Raw genomic sequence first — 13,476 nt, 5'->3', positions numbered from 1 at the left:
CTCTACTTGACCACGAACAGGGGCTGGTCGAATTCGACCGGCTGCCCGTCCTCGACCAGGATGTCGGCGATCTCGCCGGAGACCTCGGCCTCGATCTGGTTGAGCATCTTCATGGCCTCGATGATGCACAGCGTGTCGTTGGGGCCGACGGTGTCGCCGATGTCGACGAACGCCTTGGCGTCCGGCGCCGGCGCGCGATAGAAGGTGCCCACCATGGGCGAGCGCACCACATGCCCCTCGGGGGTGTTGTCGGCCGGCTCGGCGGCCGGGGCGCTGCCGCCGGCGTTCTGGGCCGGTGCCTCGGCCGGCGGCGGCGCGGCCGCATACGCCTGCTGCGGGGCCGCCGGCACGCTGCCCGGCGCCGGATAGCGGCCGATGCGCACCGACTCCTCGCCTTCGGTGATCTCGAGCTCGGCGATGCCCGAGTCCTCGACCAGTTCGATGAGTTTCTTGAGCTTGCGAATGTCCATGATGATCAGTGCTCCCGCGCGGTTTCCGCAAAGCCCGCCATGGCGGCGTCCAGCGCCATGGCGTACCCCCGTGCGCCGAAACCGGTGATGGTGCCGACGGCGATGTCGGCGAAGTACGAATGATGGCGAAACGGCTCGCGCTTCGCGGTGTTCGACAGATGAACCTCGATGAAGGCCAGCTCCGCGGCCAGCAGGGCGTCGCGCAGCGCCACGCTCGTATGCGTGAACGCCGCCGGATTGAACAGCGCACAGGCGACGTTCTCATCGCGCGCGGCGTGGATGCGCTCGATGAGTTCGGCTTCGCTGTTGGACTGGAAGCAGGCCAGCGTGTGGCCGGCGGCGCAGGCCGTGTCGGCCAGGCGCGATTCGATGACGGCGAGGCTGTCCTGCCCGTAGACCCCGGGCTCGCGCGTGCCGAGCAGGTTCAGGTTGGGTCCGTTGAGCAGCAGAAAATGCGCCACGCCGCCGTCCTTGAGTGTCGTTCGGCGAAGTCTGCACCAGCGTTGCGCGCGATACAACCGTGCACTGCAGCACTTCGGTGCCGTTCGCTGCCGTATTGTGGAGGAATCGCCGACGATCAGATCACCGCAGGCGCCGCGATACGCGCCGTTACCGCGTCTCGGCCGGCGGCGTCGCTTTGAGCGGGCCCTGCACCAGCCGGTCCAGATGCGCCCGCGTCAGCTCGCCGGCGACCCGGGCGACGATCCGGCCCGAACGGTTCACGACGACCGTGTAGGGCAGCACCCCGGCGGGCGTGTCGGCGCCGGTGTAGCGGTCCTGCACGCGGGCGGCCTCGGTCGGGTCGACCAGCACGGGATAGTCGATTTCGTACTCGCGGGCGAAGTCGGCGACCGCGCCGCGGGTGTCCACGGCGATGCCGACGATGGTCAGCCCGTCGTCGCCGTAGTCGTCCTGGGCCTCGACCAGCATGGGGATCTCGCGCCGGCATGGTGCACACCAGGTCGCCCAGAAATTGAGCACCAGCACGTCGCCGTCGAATTCCGAGACCGACCGCGGTTCGCCGTCGAGACCGGGCAGCGTGAAGTCGGGGCGCGGCGGCTGCGCCGGGGCCGCCCAGCGATAGGCGAGCACGCCGCCGCCGAGCACCGCGGCGAGCACGAGCAGCCCCGCGACGATGCGCGCGCCCCGGCTCATGGCGCGCTCCCGGTGGCGCGCTGCAGATGGCGTACGAACTCTGCGGCGTCGATCTCGCCGATCACGCGCCGCTCGGCGGCCTCGCGGCCGTCGGCACGGAAGAACAGCAGCGTGGGCGGGCCGAACACGTCCATCGCCCGCAGCAGGCGACGGTCGCCGGCGTCGTAGTCGGTGACGTCGACCTGCAGGGCGGCAACGTCCGCAAGTGCTTCGTGCACGCGCGCATCGGCGAAGGTGGTGCGCTCCATGCGCACGCATTCCACGCACCAGTCGGCGTAGAAGTCCACCACCGCGGGGCGGCCGGCCTCCGCGGCCCGATCCAGCGCGGCCCGCAGGGCGGCCAGATCATCCACGCGGGTGAACGGCGATTCGTGCGCCTGCTGCCGGTCCGCTGTTCCGTCCGCAGCCAGCGTCAGGCCCGCCAGCGGCCGGTCGACGCGGCCCTGGCCGGCGAGCACGCCCACGGCGGCCGCGCCGGCATAGACGAACAGCAGGAAGACCACCGCGCGCCTGAGCGCGAGCCCGGCCCGCGAATCCGCGGCCGCCGTCGACAGCCAGGCGCCGTAGCCGAGTGCGAGCAGCCCCCAGCCGGCCAGCGCAGTGACCGGCTCGACCAGGCGCGAGGCCAGCCACAGCGCCACGCCCAGCAGCAGCACGCCGAAGAACACCCGCACCTGGGTCATCCACGGGCCGGCGCGGGGCACGAAGCGGGCGCCGAAGGTGCCGATCACGATCAGCGGCAGGCCCATGCCCAGGCCCAGCATGAACAGCGCCGCGCCGCCCAGCCACATGTCGCCGCTGCTGGAGATGTAGAGCAGGGCGCCGGCCAGCGGCGGCGCCAGGCAGGGCCCGGCGATCAAAGCGGAGAAGAACCCCATGCCCGCCGCGCCGACGAGCCCGCCGCGGCGGCTGCCGATCGCGCCCAGCCGCTGGCGCCAGGCGCCCGGCATCTGCAGGTCGAAGGCGCCGAAGCTGGCCGCGGCCAGCAGCACGAACACCGCCGCGAACGGCAGCAGCACCGCCGGCATCTGCAGCGCGGCCTGCAGATTGGCGCCGAAATAGCCGGCCACCACGCCGAAGACGGTGTAGGCCGCGGCCATGGCCAGCACATAGGCCAGCGACAGGGCGAAGGCCCGCGCCGGCCCGGCGCCGCTGCCGACGACGATGCCGGACAGGATCGGAATCATCGGCAGGATGCAGGGGGTGAACGCCAGCAACAGCCCGAGCCCGAGGAACAGCGCCAGGGTCGAGGCCTCGGCCGGGCCGGCCAGCCGGCGCGCGAGCGCGTCCTGCTGCGCGACGAAGCCGTCGTCGGCACCGCGGGCCGCGGCCCCGCTCGATTCGTCCGCTGCCGCTCCGCCGGTCGCGTCGGCGCGAGAGGCTTCCGCCGATGCGTTGGTCGGCGGCTCGGCCGGCGCGTCGGCAATCGCCAGCGTGCGCGTCTGCGGCGGATAGCACAGGCCGGCGTCGGCGCAGCCCTGATAGCTGACCTCGATGCGGGCGTCCTCCGGCAGCGGTTCGTCGTCGGCCGTGGGCACTTCGATGCGCATGCGGTCGCGATAGGTCTCGACCTCGCCGAAGAAGTCGTCGCTTTCGGTTTCGCCGTCGGGAATGCGCGGCTCGCCCGCGCGGGCGCCCTCCGCGTCGACGAAGGTGAACTCGAAGGCGTGGCGGTACAGATAATAGGTGTCGGCGATGGCCCAGGTCACCGCCACGGCGCCGTCGTCCGCGCGGCTGGCCGTCGGCGCGAAGGCCTCGTCCACGGGCAGGAAATCGTCGGCCGCCGACGCCGCGCAGGCGGCCACGGCCAGCCACAGGCCGACCAGCAGCCAGGCACAGCGGCGCAGCGGCCGGCGGGCGGCGCTCATTTGGGCGTCGTTTCCTGCGTCAGCCAATCCAGATAGCCCTGCGAACCGTCGCTCAGATGGACTGCCACGACCTCCGGAAGTTCATCCGGATGCAGGGCGCCCACTCGCGCTTCGACCTCGGCCAGGCGCGCGGCGCGCGTCTTGATCAGCAGCAGCACTTCCGGATCGGTTTCCACCGAGCCCTGCCAGCGATAGACCGATTCCAGCCCCGGCACGATGTTCACGCAGGCCGCCTCGCGATGGGCGACCAGCGCCTGCGCGATCGTGCGGGCGGTGGCCTGGTCGGGGCAGGTCACGTAGACCATGCGGGCGTCGTCGTAATCCGCGGTCATGGGCATCGTCGATGGCTTGGGCTCGAGTGGCGCCACAGCTTAACAAGGCCGGCCCCGGGGCTTGTCTCACGCCGCGGCACGCCCCACATCTAAGCATCGAACGGATGATTATTTAGTACCGCAAAGCGCGGCTGCTATAGTCGCGCGAAACCACGGATGGAGAAACGAACATGAGTCTGCGACTGGGCGATACCGCGCCGGATTTCACGGCCGAGACAACCGAAGGCACGATCAACTTTCACGACTGGCTGGGCGACCAGTGGGGCGTGCTGATGTCCCACCCGGCGGACTTCACGCCGGTGTGCACCACCGAGATCGGCGCGACCTCCAAGCTCAAGGACGAGTTCGACAAGCGCAACGCCAAGGCGATCGTCGTCTCGGTGGACTCGGTCGAGGACCACAAGGCCTGGGCCAGGGACATCGAGGAAACACAGGGCTGCGGCCTGAACCTGCCGCTGATCGGCGACACCGATCGCAAGGTCTCCGAGCTCTACGACATGATCCACCCGAACGCCGGCGACACCTCCACGGTGCGCAGCGTCTTCGTGATCGACCCGAACAAGAAGATCCGCATGACGCTCACCTACCCGAAGAGCGCCGGGCGCAACTTCAACGAGATCCTGCGCGTGATCGATTCGCTGCAGCTCACCGACAACTACAAGGTAACCACGCCGGCGAACTGGGAGGACGGCGACGACGTCATCGTTTCGCCGGCACTGTCCAACGAGGAAGCCGAGAAACTCTTCCCGGCCGGTTGGAACGAGCTCAAGCCCTACCTGCGCATGACCAAGCAGCCGAACAAATAGTCGGCCGCTGCAATCGGCGCATGAGGCGCGGCCCGCTCGGGTCGCGCCTTTTTTGTGCCCGGGCGAAACGGATTCGGCGGGCCCGTCGCACGGCGCTGGTCCCGATCGCGGCTGGCGTAGCCCGGGCGGATCTTGGCCGGCTCCGGCCGCGCGCGTGGAAGGAACCGCCACGCGGTGCCCGACGTGCCGGAAACACCCGAGGCCGCTTGTCATACGACGTTCGGCCTAGCCGATCATCGGATGCCGGATGCCGGATGCCGGATGCCGGATGCCGGATGCCGGATGCCGGATGCCGGTCGCCGGTCGCCGGTCGCCGGTCGCCGGTCGCCGGTCGCAGGTCGCAGGTCGCAGGTCGCAGGTCGCATCGGCGCGGTGCGGGTCGCCGGGCTCGCCGTCGCGGCCGGGCCGAAACGGCGACGGGAGCGTGGCGTATCGCCGGCCGAAGACGTGGGCCTGCGGGCGTGTCCAACCGGCCGCCGCTTGCCCGGTGTAATTTGCTGACGGCACGCCGAAGCGCGGCCCGAGCGTAGCGTGTCGACTCTGGCGGTCGCGGTCCGCCGGCACGGGCCGAGCGCTCGGGACACGCGCCGGGCATCGAACCCGGCCGCCATCCGCATCAAAAACGTCTGCTGCAACCGTCCGGCGGCGCGCGTTGGCCGTATATCGAACCGCGCGCAACGGTTTTTGTGCGTCATGCACGCGAATCGGCATAATAGCCGGCCTTCCAAACCGCAGGGGTCGTGCCATGGCCGAGGACAAGCCGCTCAACCGTCGCAGTCGCGTCGCCACCCAGGGCACCGCGCGTGCGCCCAACCGCGCCATGCTGCGCGCCATGGGCTATGTCGATGCGGACTTCGACAAGCCGATCGTCGGTATCGCCAACGGCTACTCGACCATCACGCCCTGCAACATGGGCCTGAACAAGCTGGCCGTACGCGCGGAGGGCGCGCTGGAAGCCGGCGGCGCCAAGTCTCAGATGTTCGGCACCGTGACCGTGTCCGACGGCATCTCCATGGGCACGCCGGGCATGAAGTACTCGCTGGTCTCGCGCGAGGTCATCGCCGACGCCATCGAGACCGCGGTGCAGGGCGAGTCCATGGACGGCGTCATCGCCATCGGCGGCTGCGACAAGAACATGCCGGGCGCGATGATCGGCATCGCCCGCATGAACGTCCCGGCGATCTTCGTCTACGGCGGCACCATCAAGCCGGGCCGCGTGCCGGGCAGCGACGAGGATCTCACCGTCGTCTCGGTGTTCGAGGCGGTGGGCCAGCGCGTGGCCGGCACCATCGACGACGAACAGGTCCGCCGCGTCGAGTGCAACGCCTGCCCGGGCGCGGGCTCCTGCGGTGGCATGTTCACCGCCAACACCATGTCCTCCGCCTTCGAGGCCATGGGCATGAGCCTGCCGTATTCCTCGACCATGGCCGCCGAGGACGCGGAAAAGGCCGAGAACACCGCCGCCTCCGCCGAGGCGCTCATCAACGCCATCGCGCAGGACATCAAGCCGCGCGACCTGCTCACCTTCGAGGCCTTCGAGAACGCCATCGCGCTCATCATGGCCGTGGGCGGTTCCACCAACGCCGTGCTGCACCTGCTGGCGATCGCCCAGGCCGCGGACGTGAACCTCACCATCGACGACTTCGAGCGCATCCGCGGCAAGGTGCCCGTGTTCTGCGACCTCAAGCCCTCCGGGCGCCACGTCGTCACCGAACTGCACGCCGCCGGCGGCATCCCGCAGGTGCTCAAGATGCTGCTCAACGCCGGCCTGCTGCACGGCGACTGCGGCACCATCACCGGCCAGACGCTGGCCGAAGTGCTGGCGGACGTGCCCGACGCGCCGCCGGCCGGGCAGACCGTCATCTACCCGATCGACCAGCCGCTCTACGAGACCGGCCATCTGGCCATCCTCAAGGGCAATCTGGCCGAGGAGGGCGGTGTCGCCAAGATCACCGGCCTCAAGAACCCGGCCATCACCGGCCCCGCCCGCGTGTTCGACTCCGAAGAGGAGGCCATGCAGGCGATCGTCGACGAAAAGGTCGTCGCCGGCGACGTCGTGGTCATCCGCTACGAAGGCCCGAAGGGCGGCCCTGGCATGCGCGAAATGCTCTCGCCCACCTCGGCGATTGTCGGCCGTGGCCTGGGCGAGAAGGTCGGCCTGATCACCGACGGGCGCTTCTCCGGCGGCACCTACGGCATGGTCGTCGGCCACGTCGCGCCGGAAGCGGCCGTGGGCGGCAACATCGCCCTGGTGCAGGAAGGCGACAGCATCACCATCGACGCCCGCGAGCGGAAGCTGCATCTGGAGATCAGCGACCAAGAGCTCGCCGAGCGCCGCAAGGCCTGGCAGCCCAAGCCGCCGAACGCCACGCGCGGCGTGCTGGCCAAGTACGCGCGCTTGGTGGGCACGGCGTCCAAGGGGGCGGTTACGGATCAGGGCAGCGATTGATCGAGGTCGTTGATTAGCCGTCTATTGAAAGCCCGCGTCGTGCGGGCTTTTTTATGTTCATAGATTCTGAGATGCTTTAAGGGACAGCGGGGGAACCGGATCGTACGCATTAAAACCTAATCAAAAAATCGGTATTCCGCGTTCCGATAACTACAGGCTGTAAGTACTTGAATAATAGATAGCCAAGTATTGCTATACGAAAACAGGTGTAATCGCTATACCTAGCTTCGTCCGTATACTTGGCGTTAGATTCAAAAATCAGAAGCGGTTATGGTGGGTGTCCACACATCAACAAGCTTCGATAGCAGAATGGTATGAGACAGCGAATAGGGTTCTGCACCACAAGTGACGATGTGCGCATTGCCTACGCCACGGCTGGGCAAGGCAAGCCGCTTTTGCGTATCGGCGGCTGGATGACGCACATCGAGCACGATTGGGACAGCCCGGTCTGGCGCCATTGGTTGCGGGAATTAACCCGGGATCATACACTGGCGCGCTTTGACATTCGCGGATCGGGCCTGTCGGATCGGGACGTGAGCGGCCACTCGCTCGAAGCTTGGGTGCGAGATGTGGAAGCGGTGGCGGATAGCCTTGGCTGGCGACGCTTCCCGATTCTGGGGGTCTGCCAGGGAGCGGCGATTGCCGTGACCTATGCACTGCGTCACCCGGAGCGGGTCAGTCACCTAATTCTGTACAATGCTTACGCCTGCGGCGCCTTTTCCGAAGGCATGTCAAAATACCGCGTCGAGGAAGCCGAAACCCTGGCCCGCATGATTGAGATCGGCTGGGGCCGAAAGACCGGCGCCTTCCGGGAAGTGTTTGCGCGCCTGCTGTCACCCTCCGATGCCCCCGATCAGATCACCTGGTGGGACGATCTTCAGCGGCTGACGGCGGACCGGCCCACCGCCGCCGGGCTTTGGCGCGGCTTCCATGAAATTGATATTCGCAGCCAGTTGTCCAACTTGAAGGCACCCACCCTGGCGGCACATGTCAAAGCTGACAACATGGTGCCGTTCGAAGCCGGGCGGGATCTGGCCAGCCGGATCCCGGACTGTCGATTCTTGCCGCTCGAGGGTCGCAATCACATCCTGCAACCAAACGATCCGGGCTGGCGACCGTTCATCAAGGAAATCCGACATTTTCTCGATGACAACCCACAACGCGACGTGAGCCAACCTTCCCTATTCCATGAGCTCACTCGCCGAGAATGTGAAGTGCTGGAGCAGATTGCCCGCGGGCGCTCGAACACCCACATCGCCGGCACCCTGTCACTGGCACCGAAGACCGTGCGCAATCATGTAAGCAATATTTGCGGCAAGCTGGCGATCTCAACCCGCTCCGAATTGGTGGTCGAAGCCCTCAATGCAGGTTTTGGCGACAACTGAGTAGCTGACCGCTCCATTCCCGGGACATTCGTCCCGGTTTTCCTGACATTCGTATTTTACCCCGGGACATCTGCCTCATGTGCCGTGTGGTTCTGCTGTTTAGGCTAAAGCTACGACATGCCACTCATCACAGGAGGCGAAATCATGTCGGTAGCAGAGAAAATATCATCGTTCATAGAACGCCAGGACAGCTTGAGCCGGCACTATCTGGAGGTGCCTGAGGACGCCTGGATCACGGATCATGCGAGGGCAATGCCAGGCGAAAAGAAAGACCCGGTCCACGGTGCCGTCGAGCTGGCCAACAGCGGAGGCGTTCGCCATCAGCATGGCATTCACAGAGCTGTCGGTGGCGACCACGACGCTCCGAACCCCGGAGACTACCTTTGCGCCGCGCTGTCGACCTGCCTGCACTCAACGCTGCGCATGGTAGCCGAGCGCCTGGGCGTGACCATCCTGAACAGCGACGTCACCGCCACGGCGCAGGTGGATGTGCGCGGTGCCCTGATGGTGGATTCAAGTGTGCCGGTGGGATTCCAGCGCCTGCATTGCGATGTAAACCTGGAGGTGCCCGCCGATACCGGCGAGCGAACTCTCAAAACCCTGATGGCCGGTGCCGAGCACTGCTGCGTTGTATTCCAGACGCTGCAAGGTGGCACCAAAGTAACCACAGACTGGCGCGTTGATCAGGTGTCCTGAAGCCAGCAACGGCGCGTGACAGCGTTTCAACAAGAGCGAATGGGAGAGATTATTATGATCCATAGTCGCAAATTAGCCGGAATCGCCAGCATTTTCATGGCATTGATTATGAGTACCGCCGCCGAGGCAGATGAACCAAAGCCCATCGCGGCGGAGCCACTAACCCAGAGGCACGCCTTTGACGGTGAGGTCTCGGTCAGAATAACTCAGAAACTGGAGGGGTTGCCGGAACAGGCAATCTCGTTTGACGATGCATCGCATATCACGGTGGTGCGGTTTACCATTCAGCCGGGCGCTGTTTTTCCCTGGCACACCCACCCGGGCACGGTTCTGATCACCGTCACGGAGGGAGAGTTCGAGTTCATCTTCGCGGAAGACTGCGTGAACCGCGAATACGGCCCCGGGGACGCCCTGGTCGATCCGGGCAACACCGTCCACACGGCACTCAACCCGAGTCGCACCGAGGAAACCGTGGTAGTTGCCTTACTACTCGGTGCGCCCGCTGAGGGTGCGCTGACCATTCCGGTTGATGAGGAAAGAAACGCAGCCCTGGACGCGGAGTGCGGCATCAAACGCAACTGAGCCGGGCCTGAAATCGGGTCAGGTCTTTCATGTTTCATTAAGGTCGTGGTGAAGCTTCTTTGGAGTTCGCATGCGAGTTGTGGTGGGGGCTGGAAACCATCGGGTGAGCCGACTTCTAACATGCCGCTCAACCGGACGCCAAAAGCGCTGCGCTTTTGGTCCCCACCGCTTCGCTCTGGCGCCGGTTAGCTATGCGTTAGAGATATACAGATAAACTGCGAGTGAAGGAGGCAAAAATGGCTCTCATAAAATGTGCGGAATGCACTAATGAAGTATCTGACTCGGCCGTCTCGTGTCCGAAGTGTGGAGCGCCAGTCAAAAGCATACCAACGCAAACTGGCCCGAGCTGCCCGTTTTGCAAGACGTCAATTTCTGAAGGTGCCGAAGTATGTAAGGAGTGTGGTGCACAAAAAGGTTATGTACAAGCATCAGGCAACGTCTATGGAAAGAAGCGGACTATTTGGTGGGGGATCGCGGTTCCAATCATTCTAGGGGTAGTCCTCTCGTTGTTTGGGTCCCTAATTCACCCATATTTTGGCCTTTTCATTTTAATAGTGATGCTTATTCCGGTTTTGTTCTCAATTAGAGCACTAAATAGAGGGAAAATTTGGTTTCGTTCTTCAAATATCTTCAATCAATGATTAAGTAAGATTCTCTAACGAAAAGCTGCAGTTGACCGCCCAAAGCGCTGGCGCGCTTTGGGTTCCCTCCGCGCTTCGCGCTCCGGCGGCAACTGAGCTTCGGCGTTGGGCATCCTAAACCCTTGGGCGTGAAGGCGCGCTGATAGGAGGTAAGATATGCCAATCCTCTCAAAAGGGAGCCTCAAGATCGATTACACGGACGATGGACAGGGTCCGACCATCGTCTTGGTGCATAGCTCCGTCAGCGCCAATCGGCAATGGCGTGCGCTCACTGAGTTGCTGAAGGATCGCTACCGGGTCCTGGCGATCAATCTATTCGGTTACGGAGATACGACCCCCTGGCCGGGAACCTCTCCGCAATCCCTGTATGCACAGGCCCAACTAGTTATGGCCTTGAGCGAGAAAGTAGCGAGTCCCATCCACTTGGTCGGGCACTCCTTCGGCGGCTCGGTGGCGTTGAAGGCCGCGATGCTGCTTGGGCCACGAGCTGGGCGCCTTGTTCTTCTCGAACCGAATCCGTTTTACTTGCTCAAACAGGACGGTCGAACGCGAGCATTCGCGGAATCACGTGATCTGCGCGATCATGTGAAATGCTTTGGCTCATTGGGAGATTGGTCAAGAGTGGCGGAACGCTTTGCCGACTACTGGTTAGGTGACGGTTCGTGGAGTGCAATGCCCGACAAGCGGCGAGTCGCATTCTCCGAAGCCTTGCCGCCTAATTTCTACGAATGGGATGCCGTGATGGACGAGGAGACCACCGTTGAGGAATGTAAAGGCCTAACTGCGAGAACGTTAGTGGTCAGCGATCAGGCGACCCGACTTCCCATCCGGGAGATCGTCGATATCTTTGTCAAGGCCTGTCCTCACTGGTCTTTCCGTTCCGTTGCCGAGGGCGGACATATGGCGCCACTCACTCATTCAGATCTGGTCAATCCGATCATTCGTGAGTTCCTTGACGCCGGTTCTGCGTGATCCAGATTAGACGCCCAACAAGGCCATGCAGGGGACCGTCGAAAGCGGCGCTGCGCTTGCTTGCGACGGCCCCTGATGGTCGGCGTTAGGTATAAAAATTGGCAATTTCGAAACAGCAGCGTAAATATCATCTCGCTATGGCTGGGGAGTACTTGGTTGCTGCTCAGTTACAGCGTCTTTGTCTATCTTCGTCGGTTACTTATGGCAACGCGAAAAGCGCCGATATAATCGCGCTCGACCCGGAATCGGAAAAAGCGCTTGTTATTGAGGTAAAGACCAGCTCGAAGGGTAGATGGCCGATAGGTAGCCGCGTGCCAGCGCCGAGCAAAAAAATCTGGGTGTTCGTAAGCTTAGGCGAAGATATCGATACTCATGCTGAGTTCTTCGTCCTTACGCAGTCGCAACTCCATAAAACGCTGGCTGCTGAGGAAACCGCATATCGCGAACGCTACAGGATAAAGCACGGCTACGAGTACGGAGACAGACCGAGTGTTGCGAGGTTGTTATATAAGCAGGCACAACCATTTCGAAGCTGCTGGCAGACTATTGTCGATGCATTCGGAACCTAACGAGGCGTATATGGACGCCTCCCGCAAGTAGTAGATCCGACATTTGATGTTCGGCAGTCCGAAGAACGGTTGCGGTCGTATATCCGGCTTCTGATTGGACATTGGAGCCCGAGCCTTTATGGAATCCGCACGCCGAGGGCCTATCGCTGCAACGGCTTTGCTAGCCGAACTCGTTATCGGCCTGGCTCGACGCGGGTCCGACCTCGTCTGCCATAACTGCTGTCGTCTCTACGCAACCGGGGTTGGGAATCTAATCGTCAAGCTCATGCCGCTTGGACCAGGCTATGGTTGCCGTCGAAATTTCGGTCATGTGCCCAGACGGCCCAAGCGATCCGTGCCAGCTTGTTAGCCAAGGCGCACGTCGTCTTGTTGTGGTTGGATCGCTGTCTCAGATCCAGTGCCCATTGCTGTAATCGGTTGAGTGGCTGACCGGACTTCGCATTGAGCTGTGCGCGAATCAAGACCGATCGTGCCCCGTGGATCAACAACATCCGCAGATACCGATCGCCGCGTTTGGAGATGCCGCCCCGATGCATGCGGTGGCCACTGCCGACATGCCGAGGCGTCAGCCCCATCCAGGCCGCCAAGTGGCGCCCATCTCGGAAGTTGTCCGGCGAGCCCACAGCGGCGACCAACGCTGTCGCTGTGAGCAGGCCGACGCCGGGTACTTGCTGGATGCTTTGCACATCACGCGACGTGGCGGCGTACTGCTTGAGCTGACGTTCGACGGTTTTCATCCGTGCTTCCAGCTCGTGAATCTCCGAGATGATGTCCTGTAAAGCGGCACGCAAGGCCGCCGGCACGGCATCGCTGTCGATCAGCGCGGGCGCTGCCGAGACCGCAGTGGCGGCACCCACCGGTATATTGATGCCCTGTTCTCGCAACAACCCACGCAGGTTATTGATCCGCGCCGTGCGTGTCGCCATCCACTGCGACCGGATGCGATGCAGCCCTTGAATCGCCTGCTGGTCGGCCGACTTCACCGGCACATCGATGATCTCGGCATTGCGTGCGGCTTCGACCAGGGCGGCGGCATCGGCCGCGTCGTTCTTATTGCGTCGTCGATAGGGGCGCGCGTAGTGCGCTGGAATCAGCCGCACGGAAAACCCAAGATCAGTCAGCCAACGGCCCCAGAAGTGTGCCGTGCCGCAGGCCTCCATCACGATCGTGGCCGATTCGCGATTGAAGAAGAACGTCTGGAACTGCGCACGGCTCAGCCGATGCCGTTCGACAATCCGCCACTCTGCATCGGCGATGGCGATCTCAAACACGGTCTTGGCCAGATCGACGGCAATGGTCATACTCGAAGTCATGGACGTCTCCGGTTCTTCTGCTGTGATCCACACCCTCAGCATGGCATGCAGATGCCGATCAAAAGGGCGGGAGGCGTCCATTCCATCACTGCAGTTGACCACCCGAAGCGCTGCCGCGCTTCGGGTTCCCTCCGCAGGCTTCGCCTGCTCCGGCGGCAACTGAGCTTACGACCATGCCCCGGTTTTAGTAGCGTTTTGATCCAGAGCCCTTGGGTTTAGATTGCCGCTTTTGCGGCCA

14 protein-coding genes are annotated in these 13,476 nt (G+C 63.8%); 8 read left to right on the top strand and 6 right to left on the bottom strand.

Annotated features, from left to right (window positions below; all coding sequences use genetic code 11):
- Nucleotides 1–2: 2 nt before the first annotated feature.
- The 5 genes from accB to cutA all read right to left on the bottom strand — a co-directional run bounded on the left by accB (nt 3) and on the right by cutA (nt 3,825).
- The gene (accB, locus tag SAHL_RS14890) at nt 3–470 is read right to left on the bottom strand and encodes an acetyl-CoA carboxylase biotin carboxyl carrier protein (protein WP_123592207.1); all 468 of its coding nucleotides are present in this window, start codon (nt 468–470) and stop codon (nt 3–5) included.
- Nucleotides 471–475: 5 nt separating this feature from the next.
- Entirely contained in the window at nt 476–931 is a 456-nt protein-coding gene (gene aroQ, locus SAHL_RS14885; RefSeq protein ID WP_123592206.1) for a type II 3-dehydroquinate dehydratase, read from the bottom strand.
- Nucleotides 932–1,079: 148 nt separating this feature from the next.
- The gene (locus SAHL_RS14880; protein ID WP_123592205.1) at nt 1,080–1,625 is read right to left on the bottom strand and encodes a TlpA family protein disulfide reductase; all 546 of its coding nucleotides are present in this window, start codon (nt 1,623–1,625) and stop codon (nt 1,080–1,082) included.
- Nucleotides 1,622–3,493 (bottom strand): protein-disulfide reductase DsbD, encoded by a 1,872-nt coding sequence (dsbD, locus tag SAHL_RS14875; protein WP_123592204.1) that lies wholly within the window; start codon nt 3,491–3,493, stop codon nt 1,622–1,624. Before dsbD ends, SAHL_RS14880 begins: the two co-directional genes overlap by 4 nt.
- On the bottom strand, nt 3,490–3,825 hold the full coding sequence (gene cutA / locus SAHL_RS14870) for a divalent-cation tolerance protein CutA (protein WP_123592203.1): 336 nt from the start codon (nt 3,823–3,825) through the stop codon (nt 3,490–3,492). Before cutA ends, dsbD begins: the two co-directional genes overlap by 4 nt.
- A gap of 170 nt (nt 3,826–3,995) precedes the next feature.
- Between cutA and SAHL_RS14865 the strand changes: the two genes are divergently transcribed.
- From SAHL_RS14865 to SAHL_RS14825, 8 genes are all read left to right on the top strand, one after another.
- Nucleotides 3,996–4,631, top strand: coding sequence for a peroxiredoxin (locus SAHL_RS14865; RefSeq protein ID WP_123592202.1), 636 nt, complete (start codon nt 3,996–3,998; stop codon nt 4,629–4,631).
- A 745-nt stretch (nt 4,632–5,376) separates the two neighbouring features.
- The gene (ilvD, locus tag SAHL_RS14855; RefSeq protein ID WP_123592201.1) at nt 5,377–7,080 is read left to right on the top strand and encodes a dihydroxy-acid dehydratase; all 1,704 of its coding nucleotides are present in this window, start codon (nt 5,377–5,379) and stop codon (nt 7,078–7,080) included.
- 314 nt (nt 7,081–7,394) lie between these two features.
- Nucleotides 7,395–8,465, top strand: coding sequence for an alpha/beta fold hydrolase (locus SAHL_RS14850; RefSeq protein ID WP_221177985.1), 1,071 nt, complete (start codon nt 7,395–7,397; stop codon nt 8,463–8,465).
- 117 nt (nt 8,466–8,582) lie between these two features.
- A complete protein-coding gene (locus SAHL_RS14845) occupies nt 8,583–9,161 on the top strand; it encodes an OsmC family protein (protein ID WP_221177984.1) in 579 nt (192 codons plus the stop codon).
- A gap of 96 nt (nt 9,162–9,257) precedes the next feature.
- Complete coding sequence (locus SAHL_RS14840; protein ID WP_416235856.1) at nt 9,258–9,743, top strand: cupin domain-containing protein; 486 nt, start codon at nt 9,258–9,260, stop codon at nt 9,741–9,743.
- A gap of 236 nt (nt 9,744–9,979) precedes the next feature.
- A complete protein-coding gene (locus SAHL_RS18445) occupies nt 9,980–10,384 on the top strand; it encodes a zinc-ribbon domain-containing protein (protein WP_123592198.1) in 405 nt (134 codons plus the stop codon).
- Between the two features lie 156 nt (nt 10,385–10,540).
- The gene (locus tag SAHL_RS14830; RefSeq protein ID WP_123592197.1) at nt 10,541–11,356 is read left to right on the top strand and encodes an alpha/beta fold hydrolase; all 816 of its coding nucleotides are present in this window, start codon (nt 10,541–10,543) and stop codon (nt 11,354–11,356) included.
- A gap of 98 nt (nt 11,357–11,454) precedes the next feature.
- Nucleotides 11,455–11,925, top strand: a complete 471-nt coding sequence (locus tag SAHL_RS14825) for a hypothetical protein (RefSeq protein ID WP_221177982.1) — start codon at nt 11,455–11,457, stop codon at nt 11,923–11,925.
- Between the two features lie 263 nt (nt 11,926–12,188).
- Here the strand turns inward: SAHL_RS14825 and SAHL_RS14820 are convergent, their stop codons facing one another.
- Nucleotides 12,189–13,226: an IS110 family RNA-guided transposase gene (locus tag SAHL_RS14820; RefSeq protein ID WP_416235855.1), complete on the bottom strand. Its 1,038-nt coding sequence runs from the start codon at nt 13,224–13,226 to the stop codon at nt 12,189–12,191.
- Nucleotides 13,227–13,476 lie beyond the last annotated feature (250 nt).

This window comes from Salinisphaera orenii subsp. halophila YIM 95161 (genome assembly GCF_003732545.1).
Classification (GTDB): Bacteria; Pseudomonadota; Gammaproteobacteria; order Nevskiales; family Salinisphaeraceae; genus Salinisphaera; species Salinisphaera orenii_A.
Note: the sequence above shows the minus strand (reverse complement) of the source record. Positions and strands in the feature narration are given on the sequence as shown.

Bases quoted from the DNA above. Each gene is read 5' to 3' on its own strand.
- SAHL_RS14880 (WP_123592205.1), bottom strand. From the start codon at position 1,625: ATGAGCCGGGGCGCGCGCATCGTCGCGGGGCTGCTCGTGCTCGCCGCG.
- ilvD (WP_123592201.1), top strand. From the start codon at position 5,377: ATGGCCGAGGACAAGCCGCTCAACCGTCGCAGTCGCGTCGCCACCCAG.
- SAHL_RS18445 (WP_123592198.1), top strand. From the start codon at position 9,980: ATGGCTCTCATAAAATGTGCGGAATGCACTAATGAAGTATCTGACTCG.
- dsbD (WP_123592204.1), bottom strand. From the start codon at position 3,493: ATGAGCGCCGCCCGCCGGCCGCTGCGCCGCTGTGCCTGGCTGCTGGTC.
- SAHL_RS14845 (WP_221177984.1), top strand. From the start codon at position 8,583: ATGCCACTCATCACAGGAGGCGAAATCATGTCGGTAGCAGAGAAAATA.
- SAHL_RS14840 (WP_416235856.1), top strand. From the start codon at position 9,258: ATGGCATTGATTATGAGTACCGCCGCCGAGGCAGATGAACCAAAGCCC.
- SAHL_RS14820 (WP_416235855.1), bottom strand. From the start codon at position 13,226: ATGACCATTGCCGTCGATCTGGCCAAGACCGTGTTTGAGATCGCCATC.
- cutA (WP_123592203.1), bottom strand. From the start codon at position 3,825: ATGACCGCGGATTACGACGACGCCCGCATGGTCTACGTGACCTGCCCC.
- SAHL_RS14830 (WP_123592197.1), top strand. From the start codon at position 10,541: ATGCCAATCCTCTCAAAAGGGAGCCTCAAGATCGATTACACGGACGAT.
- SAHL_RS14865 (WP_123592202.1), top strand. From the start codon at position 3,996: ATGAGTCTGCGACTGGGCGATACCGCGCCGGATTTCACGGCCGAGACA.
- SAHL_RS14850 (WP_221177985.1), top strand. From the start codon at position 7,395: ATGAGACAGCGAATAGGGTTCTGCACCACAAGTGACGATGTGCGCATT.
- accB (WP_123592207.1), bottom strand. From the start codon at position 470: ATGGACATTCGCAAGCTCAAGAAACTCATCGAACTGGTCGAGGACTCG.